This is a genomic window from Streptomyces sp. 7R007 (assembly GCF_054850255.1).
Genome location: NZ_JBTWMV010000029.1, coordinates 38,678 through 51,908 on the forward strand (window position 1 = coordinate 38,678; position 13,231 = coordinate 51,908).

Consider the following 13,231-nt stretch of genomic DNA (forward strand, 5'->3'; position numbering starts at 1 on the left):
GCCTTCTCCGGACCCTCAACCGGAGAAGCCGACGCGCGCGAGCCGCAGCGGGCCGCGCAGTCTGAGACGGACGTCGTGCACCCCCTCGGCGACGAGTCCGGCGCTCAGGGACGTGTAGTCGTACGGCGACGCCGTGGGCGTCTCCAGGGCCAGTACGGCGACGGCGGGACCCCCGTCGAGAAAGAGCTCCACCACGCCCTCCCCGGCGACCGCCGCCGTCACCTCCGTCACACCGTCCCCGAAGTCGCAGGCCCGGTAGACCAGTTCACCGTCACGCCCCCGCTCCGGCGTCACCGCGTCGCCTGCCGCCTTCGTCCGGTCGACGATCGCCGTACCGCTCTGCTCGTCGAAGTCGGCCGCCTCCAGGCCCTGTGCGCGGACCGGGCGCGGGGCGCCGGGCTCGCCGTCCAGGTGGACGGTCGTGCGCAGGCGGACGTCCTCGCTGGACGCGCCGACCAGGATGTCGTACGGACCCGGCTCCAGCCGCCACCCGCCCCGGGCCACGTCCCAGAACTCGAAGGCGGACAGGGGGACTTCGAAGGACAGCTCGGTCCGCTCGCCCGGCGCCAGGGTGAACCGGCGGTGCGCGAGCAGCTCGCGGCGCGGGCGCGGCACCGACGGCTCCACGGCCCGCGTGTACAGCTGGGCGACCTCGTCGGCCGTGACGTCACCGGTGTTGGTGACCGAGAAGGAGACGCGCAGGGCCGCGCCCTCGACACGGGCGCCCAGGTCGGCGTAGGCGAACGTGGCGTAGGACAGGCCGTGTCCGAACGGGAACAGCGGCGTGCCCTCGAAGTACAGGTACGTCTGGCGGCTGCCGATCACGTCGTAGTCGAGCAGGTCGGGCAGGTCGCCGTCGCTCTCGTACCAGGTCTGCGGCAGCCGGCCCGCGGGGGAGACGTCACCGGCCAGGACGCGGGCCAGCGCGGTGCCCGCGGCCTGCCCGCCGTGCGCCGTCCACAGCACCGCCGGCAGGGCGGAGGTGCGCACCGCGTACGGGTACGCCGAGACCAGCGCCAGGACGGTGCGCGGGTTCGCGGTGCGGGCGGCGTTCAGCAGGCGCTCCTGGTGGGCGGGGAGCCGCAGGGTCGTCCGGTCCTCGGTCTCACGGCCGTTGATGTGCGGGTCGTTGCCCGCGACGACCAGGACCACGTCGGCCTGCTCGGCGACCCGGCGCACCGCCTCCTCGCCCCGCTCGGTGACGATCAGCTCGAAGACTTCCGCATCCGTGTGGCCCTCGGCGGCAACCTTCACGCCGTCGGCGGCGACGAAGACGTGGCGACCCGTGCCGAGGTGCCTGAGGAGGTGTCCGTTCTCGTGCGGTTCCAGGCGGAACGTCTCCTGGACGACCCAGCCGCCGGGCTGGTCGGCGGAGGCGCGGACGTAACCGTCCTCGGCGACCGAGAGATAGCGGCCGTCGGGGGCGCGCAGGGTCAGCACGCCCTCACCCCAGTCGGCCAGGGCGAGTTCGGTGCCGTCCGCGCCCGTGGTCAGCGGCGGCAGGTCGGTGCGGCCGGTGAGCAGGGCCGGGTCCAACGCGCCCTCGGCGCCGCGCACCTCGTCGTCGGCGTCGGCCGCCGGGACCTCGAGGAAGGCGCCGGACGAGGTCTTGAGGCGGATGCGGTCCACACCCTCCGCGAACTCCACGCGCTCGGCGCCGAACCGCTCGTACAGGCCCTCCAGCGGAGTGGAGCGGTGGAGCAACGTGCCGCTGTACCAGTCGAGTTTGCACTCGTCGGCCAGCAGTCCGACCACCGCGATCCGGGTGTCGGGGGCGAGCGGCAGCAGACCGTCGTTCTGCAGCAGCACCACCGCCTGCTCGGCGGCCTCCCGGGCGAGGGCGCGGTGGGCCGGGGTGTCGAACTCGCCGGTGCCGGCGTGCGGGTCGTGGCGCGGGTCGAACTCGCCGAGGCGGAAGCGGACGGAGAGCTGGCGGCGCACGGCCGCGTCGATGTCCGCCTCCGACAACAGGCCCCGCTCGTAGGCGCCTTCGATCCGTGCGACGATCTGCGAGCCGTCCGTCCCGTGGTCGGTGAAGCTGTCGACGCCCGCCTGCAACGCGGCCGCCGTCGCCTCCTCGTGGGTGGCGAAGTAGTGCTCGCAGTCCACCAGGTTGGAGGGCGCGCCCGCGTCCGAGCAGACCAGCAGCTCCTCGTCGCTCCAGGTCCGCAGGTGCTCGCGCAGGTACGGGGAGACGTGGTTGGGGCGGCCGTTGACCAGGTTGTAGGCGGGCATCACCCCGGCCACCGCGCCCGCCTCGACCGTCTCGCGGAAGGCGCGCAGGTCGTACTCGTGCAGCACGCGCGGTCTGACCGAGGACGACGAAGTGGCCCGGTCCGTCTCGTTGTTGTGGGCGAGCCAGTGCTTGAGGACGGGGGCCGTGCGCCAGTACGCCGGATGGTCGCCGCGCAGCCCGTGCGTGTACGCCGTCGCGATGGCCGAGGTGAGCCTCGGGTCCTCCGCGTAGCCCTCCTCGTTGCGGCCCCACAGGGGGTGGCGCAGCAGGTTGACGGTCGGGGACCAGACGTTGAGGCCGACGCGGTCGTCGTGGACGCGCATCGCGCGGGCCTCCTTGGAGACCGCCTCGCCGATCCGGCGCACCAGGTCGGTGTTCCAGGTGGCACCGAGCCCTACGGCCTGCGGGAAGACCGTCGCCGGGCCCATCCAGGCCACGCCGTGCAGGGCCTCCTGGCCGGTGCGCCAGGCGCCGATGCCCAGCCGCTCCACGGCGGGCGCGTACTGGTGCAGGAAGGAGATCTTCTCGTCGAGCGTGAGCCGCTCCAGCAGGTCGTCGATGCGCTTCGCGAACGGCAGCTGCGGATCGCGGAACGGCGGCGTGGGCGACGTCTGTTCGGTCACGTGGGGGTCCCCTTGGGATGGAGCGGCGGAGCGCTTTCGAAGCGCTTCGATGCTCATTCGACGAGTGGTCGGGTGTCAAGAGACGCTCACTATGTCTTCAAGCGGCACATAAGAAATGGTCGTCGCTCATAGCTCGGAGGAATCTTGGAAGCGACCCTTGTGCACCCCCGGGTGTTCACTTAACCTCGCAGCAACATCGAAGCGCTTCGACTACAGGTGCAGCCAGACGGGTCGGAAGGCCGCTTCAGCTCAGCCAGTTCCACTGAAGACACCGCAGCCGACGGCCACCGCCGGGTGTCCCGGTGCGCCACGAAGGGTTGACGCAATGACGCCGAACGCCGCTTCCTCCTCCGGACCGAGCCGGAGAAGCTTCCTCGCCTCGACCGCGGTCGCCACCGCGGCGGTGGCGGGCGGGATGCCGTTGCTGGCCGCCTGCGGAGCCTCGGACAGCGGCTCGGGCGGGGGCACCAGCGCGGGCAAGAACGCCAAGAAGCTGCTGCCCGCCTACGTGGCGCACAACGTGGTGAGCCCCGACATCCCGGCCAAGAACGGCTCCTCCGTCGGCTTCACCCGCAAGCTGGTGCTGTCCGACCTGAAGACCTCGGTGCCGAAGAAGCTCGGCAAGGGCGGCAAGGTCACCGTCATGTCGCCGTTCTGGGGCTCCCCGCCCAAGCAGGACAACCCCTACTACCGGGCGATGAACGACCTCATCGGCGTCGACGTCGTCTGGCAGAACCAGGACGGCAACACCTACGACCAGAAGCTCGGCGCGGTCCTCGCCTCCAGCGACATCCCGGACGTGGTGGTCGTCCCCAGCTGGAACATGCTCGGCAGGATCCCCAGCGCCATCATCGGCAAGTTCGCCGACCTCGGCCCCTACCTGTCCGGGGACGAGGTCAAGCAGTACCCCAACCTCGCGGCGATCCCGAGCGAGGCATGGCAGCGCTGCATCTTCGGCGGCAGGCTGCGCGGCCTGCCGATGCCGGCCTCGTACGTCACCAACATCGTGCCCCTCTACCGCAAGGACGTCTTCGACAAGGAGGGCTACGAGACACCCCGGTCGGCGGACGAGTTCCTGGCCCTGGCCAAGGAGATCACCAACGCCAGGGCCAAGCGCTGGGCCTGCATGGACATGAAGTGGACGGCCTTCAACAGCTTCGGCGTGCTGTCGGGCAGCGAGAAGGCGCTCGGCTGGAACGTGATCGACGGCAAGCTGACGTACCGCATCGAGACCGAGGAGTACCTCGAAGCGCTGGAGTGGACGCGCAAGCTGTTCGCCGCCGGGGTCGTGCACCCCGACGCCAAGCTCGGCAAGAGCAACTCGGCCGACCCCGGGCCCAAGTTCGCGGCCGGCGAGTTCCTCATCTACAACCAGGACATCTCGCAGTGGTGGAGCCGCACCGCCGAACAGGCCACGCAGAACCCGGACTACGAGATCTGGGGCATGGACGTCTTCGGCCACGACGGCGGCGACCCGACCCTGTGGGCCGCGCAGCCGGCCGGCATCTTCGCCTTCGTCAACAAGAAGGCCTCCGAGTCCGTGATCCGTGACGTGCTGGCCGTCGCCAACGTCACCGCCGCGCCGTACGGCACCAAGGAGTACATGCTCACCAACTACGGCGTGGAGGGCACCCACTACACCGTCAAGGACGGTGTGCCCACCAAGACCGACGCGGGCAACAACCAGGTCGTCAACGCCTACGTGATGATCGCGAGCCCGGCCTCCACCATCGCCCATCCCGACTTCCCCGAGGTCGCCAAGGGGCAGGTCGAGTGGCAGCAGCGGATGGGCGCCTTCACCAGGAAGTCGACGTTCTGGGGCCAGCAGATCACCGAGCCCAGCCGCTACACCAACCTCTCCAACGACTTCGAGCAGCTGGAGGACGACATCGCGCGCGGCCGCAAGAAGATCAGCGACATGCAGCAGGCCGTCTCCGACTGGAAGAAGAAGGGCGGGGACAAGCTGCGCGACTGGTACCAGAAGCTTCTCGACGACAACGGCTCGGCCGCGAGCTGACCCGGCACCGAGGCAAGGAGAACGACCGTGTCCCACAGCACGGTGCCTCGGAGCAGGGCCGAGGCCACACAGCCGGCGAAGACCCCGGTGGCGTCCGGCGGCGCCACCGGTCCCCGGCGGCGAGGACGTCAGGGCAGGCTGAGCCTGCGGCTCAGGTTCAGACGCGACCGCGTGCTGATCCTGATGACGCTGCCGGCCATCCTGCTGGTCCTGCTCTTCAACTACGTGCCGATCCTCGGCAACATCGTCGCCTTCCAGGACTACGACCCCTACATCAGCGACAACGGCGTCGTCTCCATGCTGCACAGCCCCTGGGTGGGCCTGCAGAACTTCCAGGCGATCTTCCAGGACTCGGCGTTCTGGGGCGCGGTCCGCAACACGCTGGTGCTGTTCTTCCTCCAGCTCGTGCTCTACTTCCCGATCCCGATCGCCCTCGCACTGCTCGTCAACAGCGTGGTCCGGCCCCGGGTGCGGGCGATCTCGCAGGCGATCCTGTACCTGCCGCACTTCTTCTCGTGGGTGCTGGTCATCTCCGTCTTCCAGCAGCTCTTCAGCGGCGCGGGCCTGCTCTCCCAACTCCTCAGGCAGCACGGCTACGACGGCTTCGACCTGATGACCGACCCGGACACCTTCAAGTTCCTGGTCACCGCGCAGAGCATCTGGAAGGACGCCGGCTGGGGCGTCATCGTCTTCCTCGCCGCGCTCGCCTCGGTCCCGCCCGACCTGTACGAGGCCGCCGCGATGGACGGCGCCGGGCGCTGGCGGCGGATGTGGCACGTCACCCTGCCGGCGCTGCGGCCGGTGATCGCGCTGCTGCTGGTGCTGAGGGTCGGTGACGCGCTGACCGTCGGCTTCGAGCAGATCCTGCTGCAACGGGACGCCGTCGGACCGTCGGCGGCGGAGGTCCTGGACACCTTCGTCTGGTGGAACGGCGTCCGCAACCAGGACTTCGGCTACGCGGCCGCCGCCGGGCTGATCAAGGGCGTGGTGAGTCTCGGTCTCGTCCTCGTCGCGAACAAGGTGGCCCATCTCATGGGCGAGCAGGGGGTGTACAAGAAGTGACCGCCGTCGTGGACAAGCCCGTCGTGGACGCACCGGGCGCCGGCAGGCCGGGCAGGTGGGCCGCCCCGCCCCGGCCGGTGTGGGAGGAGGAACCCGGCAAGGTGGGTCTGGCCGGCAAGGGCCTCGTGCTCACCCTCGCCTGCCTGGGCATCCTCTTCCCGCTGTGGATCATCGTCGTCACCAGCCTGTCGTCACGCAGGACGATCGACGAGGCCGGGGGACTGGTGATGGTGCCCAAGGGGGTCACCTTCGTCGCCTACAAGGAGCTCCTCAGCGGCGGCCAGGTCACCCGCGCGGCGATCATCAGCGTCGTCATCACCGTGGTCGGCACGCTGTTCTCGATGACCGTGTCCGTGCTGTGCGCGTACGGGCTGTCGCGGACCGGGTCGCTCGGGCACCGCTGGTTCCTGATGCTGCTGCTGGCGACGATGTTCTTCAGCGCGGGGCTGATCCCGACGTACCTGCTGGTGCAGTCGCTGGGCCTGACCGACACCTATCTGGCGCTGATCCTGCCCAGCGCGGTGAGCGTCTTCAACATCCTCGTGCTGCGCGGCTTCTTCATGGGGATATCGCAGGAACTCGTCGACAGCGCGCGGATCGACGGGGCGGGCGACTTCCGGATCCTGTGGCAGATCGTGATGCCGCTGTCCCGGGCGGTGCTCGCGGTGATCACCCTGTTCTACGCCGTCGGGTACTGGAGCGCGTGGTTCAACGCGTCGCTGTACCTCAACGACCAGGACATGATGCCGCTGCAGAACGTCATGATCCAGCTCGTGCAGAAGCAGGAGGCGCCGGTCGGGCTGGGACAGGCGATCAAGACGGGGCAGCTGTCGGGGCTGGCGGTGCAGATGGCCGTCATGGTGATGGCGCTGCTGCCGGTGGCCGTGCTGTCGCCGTTCGTGCAGAAGCACTTCAAGAAGGGCATGCTGACCGGCGCGGTGAAGGGCTGACCGACGCCCGCTCAGGCCGGGGGCGTGGTCTGACGGCGGCTGCGGGTCGTACGTGGCCGGTCGCGCCCAAGCGGCGGAGCCGCACACCGACACAACACCGCGCCCCAGGTAACTCCCCCCGCCCTCTTTCCCGTTGCGAGGTGTATGTCATGTACGCGTCCGGCCTGAGTCGTCGTCCCGTCCTCTCCGGGCTGCCGTCCCGCGAAGGGCGTGCGCCGGCTGCCGACAAGGCCACCTCCTACCGCTGGGACGACCGCGCCGCCCGCTGGACGCCCCTTCTCGACCAGCTCGGCTGGGACGACTGGAACCTCCTCGGGGTCGAGGCGAAGGCCGTCGACCCGGCCCACCCCGACCGGCTCTGCCTCGCCCTCGGCACCTACGCCCAGTCCTGGGCCGGCGACGGGTCCGTGCCGCGGTCCGAGGACCGGGGAGCCACCTTCAGCCGTCCCGACGTGGACGTCAGGCTCGGCGCGAACGAGGACGGCCGGGGCGCCACTTGGCCGGCGGTCGGCGCCTTCCCGGGCAGCCCGAGTGCGAACGGGCAGGGCGTCACCCTGCTCGTCGCCGCCGGGCGGACCGTCTACGCCGGCTGGGGCGACTCCGACGACCCCTACCGGACCGCCGACGGAACCACCTGGGAGGCCGTTCCGGGGCAGCCCCCCGGCACCACCGCCAAGGCCCCGATCCGCGCCGCCCACGACGCCCACGCCCGCGAGCTGTACGTGACGTACGCCGACGCGCCCGGCGGCAGCGACACCTTCGGCTACGGCGGGGTCGCCGTCGCCGCCGGCCGGCCCGGAACCGTCGTCGTCTCCACCAACGACCGGTGGGCGGCGGTCGACACCCTGTTCCGCAGCACCGACGGCGGTCGCACCTGGACGTCCCTGAAGGACTCCGCCGTCCTCGACGTCTCCGAGACTCCTTTCCTCACGTGGGGTGACGCCCGGCCGAAGCTCGGCTGGTGGATCCAGGCCGTCGCCGTCGACCCGTACGACGCCCATCACGTCGTCTACGGCACCGGCACCGGCGCCGCGCTCTGCGGCACCCGCGACCTCGTCCACTGGGCGCCGCGGATCCGTCCCGACGCCCTGCGCCGGCTCCTCGCGGGCATCGCGGCCGGCGCCGGTGTCCGCCCCGTGCTCGACGGGCTGCCCGAGCAGGCCGCACCCGTCACCGTCGGAGTCCCCCGCACGTGCCGGGAGCTGCTGATCGGCGTGACCGTCACGGACGAGGTCGCCCTCGGCCGGTACGGCGTGGTGGTGTTGCGCCCATGAACCTCGTCCACAGCACCTGGGAACCCCGCCCCGCCGCCCGCTGGGAGGACGGCTTCCTGAGCGGCAACGGCCACCACGGCGCCCTCGTGTTCGGTGAACCGAACGACGAGCGGGTCGTCGTCACCCATCACGCCCTCGTCCGCCCCAACGGCGGCGAATCCGCCCGCCCGCCGCAGCTGGCCGCCGAACTCCCCGCACTACAGGACCGGTTGCTCGCCGGTGACCTGCACGCCGCCGAATCCTTCACCGACGGCCGCGCGCTGCAATGGGTGCAGCCCTTCCACCCCGCCTTCCAGGTACGGCTGCGCGGCGCGTCCGGCGGCGAGCCGCGCCGCTACCGCCGCTCGGTCGACTTCACGACCGGCGTCGTGGAGGAGGTCTGCGAGGGCTTCGGCAGCCGCGTCTTCGTGTCGCGGGCGGACGACGTCGTCGTCCAGCACGTCACCGCCGCCCGCCTCGACGTCACCCTGGACCACCGGCTGCCCGGCGCGCCCCACAACCTCGCCGTCGGCGAGGGCGCCGTCCTCAGCCCCGAGGGCGCCCTGCTCACCCTGCGCGTCCGCTACCCCGGCGGCGAGACGGCGTACACCGGGCTCACCCTCGTCGTGGTCACCGGCGGCAAGACCGCGCTCACACCCCCGGGCGTGCGGGTCACCGGCGCCGAGTCCGTGCTGCTGCTGACCCGGGTGCTGCGGCACACCGGCGACCTCGACACCGCACCGCACGCCCGCGCCCTGCGCGACACCCTGCCGGACACCGAGGACCCGTACACCACCCTCCTGGAGCGGCACACCGCCCTCCACCGCACCGCCTACGAACGCGTCACCCTCGACCTCGGCGCCGACCCGGCCGAACGCGGCTTGCCCGGCTCGCAGCTGCTCACCCGACCGGACAGCCCCGCCCTCCTGGAGCGCCTCTTCGCCGCCGGCCGCTACCACCTGCTCTCCGCCAGCGGCCTCAACCCGCCCCGCCTGACCGGCCTGTGGACCGGCGACTGGGACACGGCCTGGTCCGGCGCCTTCACCCACGACGCCAACCTCAACCTCCAGACGGCCTCCGCGGCAGCCGCCGACCTGCCCGAAGTCACCGCCGCCCACGCGTCGCTGATCAACCGTCAGCTCGCGGACTGGGCCGACAACGCCCGTACCGTCTTCGGCTGCCGCGGAGTCGTCGCCCCCGCGCACAGCGACGGCGCGTCCGGGCTGTCGTACCACTTCAGCCGCGAGTACCCGCTGCACCTGTGGACGGCCGGCGCCGACTGGCTGCTCAAGCCGCTCGTCGACCACGACGAGACCCACGGCACCCGCGACCCCCGCACCGCCCACGCCCTCGCCGAAGTCGCCCTGTTCTACGAGGACTTCCTCACCCGCGAGGACCCGGACGGCCACCTGGTCGTCGTCCCCTCCTACTCGCCCGAGAACCACCCCGCGGGTGCCGGCTGGGGCGTGCTCAACGCGGCCATGGACCTCTCGGCCGCCCGGCACGCCCTGCTGACCGCCGCCGCGTACCACCCCGAGCACGCCGACCGCTGGCGCGCCCTCGCCGACCGGCTCCCACCGCACCGGGTCAACGCCGACGGCGCCCTCGCCGAATGGGCCTGGCCCGGCCTCGACGACACCTACGACCACCGCCACCTCAGCCACCTCTACGGCGTCTGGCCCCTGGACGAGATCAACCCCTACGACACCCCGGACCTCGCCACCGCCGCCCACCGCGCCCTCGAACTGCGCGGCGCCGAGAACGACTCCGCGCACGGCCATCTGCACCACGCCCTGGTCGCCGCCCGGCTGCGCGACGGCGAACGGGTCGCGCACGCCCTCGGCCAGGTCCTCAAGGGCGACTTCTTCCATACCTCGCTGATGAGCGCCCACTACCCGCACCGCGACGTCTACAACGCGGACGCCGCCCACACCCTGCCCGCCGTGCTGATCGAGGCGCTCGTGCAGTCCACCCCCGACCGCCTGGTCCTGCTGCCCGCGCCGCCCGCCGCCCACCCCAGCGGCCGGCTCCGCGGCGTCCGCACCCGGTTCGGCGCCCGGCTCGACCTGACCTGGAGCCCGCACGAGACGACCGCGGTGCTGCGCCCCACGCGCAGTTGCCGCGTCGAACTCCGGACTTCCTCCGGCGCACGGCCGCTCGACCTCGTCGCCGGAGAAGACCACGTCCTCACCCTGGGGACGTGGTAACCCCCCGCACCTCCCCCCACCCATGGAAGGGACACCATGGCAACACGCACCCTGACGAAGAGGATCACCATGGCGCTGGTGGCGCCCGCGCTGGCCCTCGGCGCCACGGTCGGACTCGCCTCCGCGCCCGCCTCCGCCGCCGTCTGGAGCTCCTGCGACCAGTGGGCCAACACCACGCTGAACGGCTACACGCTCTACAACAACATCTGGGGCTCCGGCGCCGGCACCCAGTGCATCTGGGCCAACTCCGGCACCAACTGGGGCGTCAACGCCAACCACCCCAACACCGGCGGCATCAAGTCCTACCCCAACGCCAAGAAGGTGATCAACAAGTCGGTCACCTCGCTCGGTTCGCTCTCCAGCAGCTACAACGTCACGGTCCCGTCGTCCGGCGCGTACAACACGTCGTACGACATCTGGGACACCAACTACGACTACGAGATCATGCTCTGGATGAACAAGACCGGAGCCGTCGGCCCGCTCGGCACCTCGCAGGGCACCCTCACGCTGGGCGGTCACACCTGGACCGTCTACAAGGGCAACAACGGCGCCAACGACGTGTTCTCCTTCGTCCGCACCTCCAACTCCAGCTCCGGCACGGTCAACATCCTGCCGATCCTGAAGTGGATCAAGGACACCAAGGGCTGGTTCGGCAACGTGACCATCGGCGACCTGCAGTTCGGCTTCGAGATCACGTCCTCCTCCGGCGGCCTGGACTTCACCGTCAACAGCGAGAGCGTCAGCAGCAGTTGAGCCGCAGGGTCGGCCCCCGGCGCGGGGGCCGACCCGTCGCTCAGTCCGCGATCGGCAGCCGCGCCCCGTCGCGCAGGAACAGCGGGATGCGCTCCAGCGGGGCGTCGACCGTCACGGGCGCACCGCCCTCGTACGTCTCACCCGTCCACGCGTCCGTCCACGACGCCCCCGCCGGAAGGTACGCCGTGCGGGCCGTCGCACCCGCCGTGAGCACCGGCGCGACCAGCAGGTCCGGCCCGAACAGATAGGCGTCGTCGACCGACCAGGCCGCCTGGTCCTCGGGGAACTCCAGGAACAGCGGCCGCATCACCGGCAGCCCCTCCTCGTGGGCCGCCCGCATGGCCTCCAGCACGTACGGCCGCAGGCGCTCGCGCAGGCGCAGGTACCGCTCCAGGATCGCGCCGGCCTCCTCGCCGTACGACCACACCTCGTTCGGGCCGCCGGTCATCTCCGGACCGAGCGGCATGCCCGGGTCGCGGAAGCCGTGCAGGCGCATCAGCGGGGACAGCGCGCCGAACTGGAACCAGCGCACCATCACCTCGCGGTACGCCGGGTCGTCCGGGTCGCCGCCGTGGAAGCCGCCGATGTCCGTGTTCCACCAGGGGATGCCCGACAGCGCGGTGTTGAGGCCGGCCGCGATCTGCCGGCGCAGGGTCGGGAAGTCGGTGCCGATGTCACCGGACCACAGGGCGGCGCCGTAGCGCTGACTGCCCGCCCAGGCCGAGCGGTTGAGGGTGATGACCTCCTCGCCCTCGGCCCGCAGGCCGTCGTGGAAGGTGCGGGAGTTCTCGGCCGGGTAGAGGTTGCCGACCTCCAGGCCGGGGCCCGCCCAGTAGCGCAGGTTCTCCTGGAAGCCGGGCTTGAGCTCGGGTTCGCAGGCGTCCAGCCAGAACGCCGTGATGCCGTACGGCACCAGGTAGTTGTCCCGCACCCTCGACCACACGAACCGGCGCGCGTCCGGGTTCGTCGCGTCGTAGAAGGCGACCTGGACCGTCGAGGCGACCTCCTTGTCCGGCCAGTCGGCGTGCGCCAGCGGGCCGTACTGGGTGCCGATGAAGTACCCGCGCTGCTCCATCACCGGGTGGTTCTCACTCAGCGGCGACACCGACGGCCACACGCTCACCACCAACTTGATGCCCAGCTCGTCCAGTTCGCGGACCATCGCCGCCGGGTCCGGCCACTCCTTCGGGTCGAACTTCCACTCGCCCAGGTGCGTCCAGTGGAAGAAGTCGCAGACGATCGCCGAGATCGGCAGTCCCCGCCGCTTGTACTCCCGGGCCACGGCGAGGAGTTCGTCCTGTGTGCGGTAGCGCAGCTTGCACTGCCAGAAGCCCGCCGCCCACTCCGGCAGCATCGGCGTGCGGCCGGTCACCGCGCTGTAGCGGCGCTGGCCGTCGGCCGGGCCGCCCACGGTGATCCAGTAGTCGATCTGTCGTGCCGAGTCGGCCACCCACCGGGTGCCGTTGTGCGCCAGCTCCACGCGGCCGATCGCCGGGTTGTTCCACAGCAGGGTGTAGCCGCGGCTGGAGGTGAGCACGGGGACGGAGACCTCGGCGTTGCGCTGGACGAGGTCGAGGACCAGGCCCTTCTGGTCGAGGCGGCCGTGCTGGTGCTGGCCCAGGCCGTACAGCTTCTCGTCGTCGTAGGCGGCGAAGCGCTGCTCCAGGCGGTGGTGGCCGTTGCCCACGGCGGTGTACAGCCGCGGGCCCGGCCACCAGAAGTGGGCCCGCTCCTCGGCCAGCACCTCGCCGCCGTCGTCCGTGCGCACGAAGCGGACCAGGCCCTCGGCGTCGACCTCGACGGTCAGCGCGCCGACCGTCAGCCGCCCTTCTCCGTCACCGATCTTGACGCTGGACCCGGTGGCCGGCGGCTCGTCGAGCAGCGCGCCCGGCAACCCGTCGAGGATCGGCCCGCCGAGCCGGGCGCGCACCCGGACCGCGTCCGGCCCCCACGGCTCGACACGGAGGGTCTCCTGGCGGCCGCTCCACTCCAGCGCGCCGTCCCGTTCGCGGAAGGTGCCGACGGTGGGGGACGACTGCGCCAGGCCGACCGTGCCCTGACTGGTCTGGTTTTCGGCAGGCTGATTCACGAGGGGTGCTCCCGAAAGGTCAGAGGGGTGCCCGCGGGCAA

The 13,231-nt window shown here is 71.3% G+C and carries 7 protein-coding genes and 1 pseudogene; 6 read left to right on the top strand and 2 right to left on the bottom strand.

The window, feature by feature from the left end; all coding sequences use genetic code 11:
* Positions 1-15 precede the first annotated feature (15 nt).
* Positions 16-2,859 (bottom strand): glycoside hydrolase family 3 C-terminal domain-containing protein, encoded by a 2,844-nt coding sequence (locus ACYF6T_RS30590; protein ID WP_461700494.1) that lies wholly within the window; start codon positions 2,857-2,859, stop codon positions 16-18.
* A gap of 325 nt (positions 2,860-3,184) precedes the next feature.
* Between ACYF6T_RS30590 and ACYF6T_RS30595 the strand changes: the two genes are divergently transcribed.
* The 6 genes and pseudogenes from ACYF6T_RS30595 (at position 3,185) to ACYF6T_RS30620 (ending at position 11,101) form a co-directional block, all read left to right on the top strand.
* The gene (locus ACYF6T_RS30595) at positions 3,185-4,876 is read left to right on the top strand and encodes an extracellular solute-binding protein (RefSeq protein WP_461700495.1); all 1,692 of its coding nucleotides are present in this window, start codon (positions 3,185-3,187) and stop codon (positions 4,874-4,876) included.
* A 27-nt stretch (positions 4,877-4,903) separates the two neighbouring features.
* Positions 4,904-5,938: an ABC transporter permease gene (locus ACYF6T_RS30600; RefSeq protein ID WP_461700496.1), complete on the top strand. Its 1,035-nt coding sequence runs from the start codon at positions 4,904-4,906 to the stop codon at positions 5,936-5,938.
* Positions 5,935-6,888: a carbohydrate ABC transporter permease gene (locus ACYF6T_RS30605; protein ID WP_461700497.1), complete on the top strand. Its 954-nt coding sequence runs from the start codon at positions 5,935-5,937 to the stop codon at positions 6,886-6,888. Before ACYF6T_RS30600 ends, ACYF6T_RS30605 begins: the two co-directional genes overlap by 4 nt.
* Positions 6,885-7,967: pseudogene (locus ACYF6T_RS30610) on the top strand (beta propeller repeat protein); the annotation flags it as partial. The gene ACYF6T_RS30605 and the pseudogene ACYF6T_RS30610, both read left to right, overlap by 4 nt.
* Before the next feature lie 191 nt (positions 7,968-8,158).
* Positions 8,159-10,348: a glycosyl hydrolase family 95 catalytic domain-containing protein gene (locus tag ACYF6T_RS30615; RefSeq protein ID WP_461700498.1), complete on the top strand. Its 2,190-nt coding sequence runs from the start codon at positions 8,159-8,161 to the stop codon at positions 10,346-10,348.
* Positions 10,349-10,384: 36 nt separating this feature from the next.
* The gene (locus ACYF6T_RS30620) at positions 10,385-11,101 is read left to right on the top strand and encodes a glycoside hydrolase family 12 protein (RefSeq protein WP_461700499.1); all 717 of its coding nucleotides are present in this window, start codon (positions 10,385-10,387) and stop codon (positions 11,099-11,101) included.
* A 40-nt stretch (positions 11,102-11,141) separates the two neighbouring features.
* Here ACYF6T_RS30620 and ACYF6T_RS30625 read toward each other — a convergent pair whose 3' ends face one another.
* Positions 11,142-13,190: a glycoside hydrolase family 31 protein gene (locus tag ACYF6T_RS30625; protein WP_461700500.1), complete on the bottom strand. Its 2,049-nt coding sequence runs from the start codon at positions 13,188-13,190 to the stop codon at positions 11,142-11,144.
* Between the last annotated feature and the right edge of the window lie 41 nt (positions 13,191-13,231).

What these genes read in the sequence shown, in the direction of transcription:
- ACYF6T_RS30595 (WP_461700495.1), top strand. Translation starts at nt 3,185, where the DNA reads ATGACGCCGAACGCCGCTTCCTCCTCCGGACCGAGCCGGAGAAGCTTC.
- ACYF6T_RS30615 (WP_461700498.1), top strand. Translation starts at nt 8,159, where the DNA reads ATGAACCTCGTCCACAGCACCTGGGAACCCCGCCCCGCCGCCCGCTGG.
- ACYF6T_RS30620 (WP_461700499.1), top strand. Translation starts at nt 10,385, where the DNA reads ATGGCAACACGCACCCTGACGAAGAGGATCACCATGGCGCTGGTGGCG.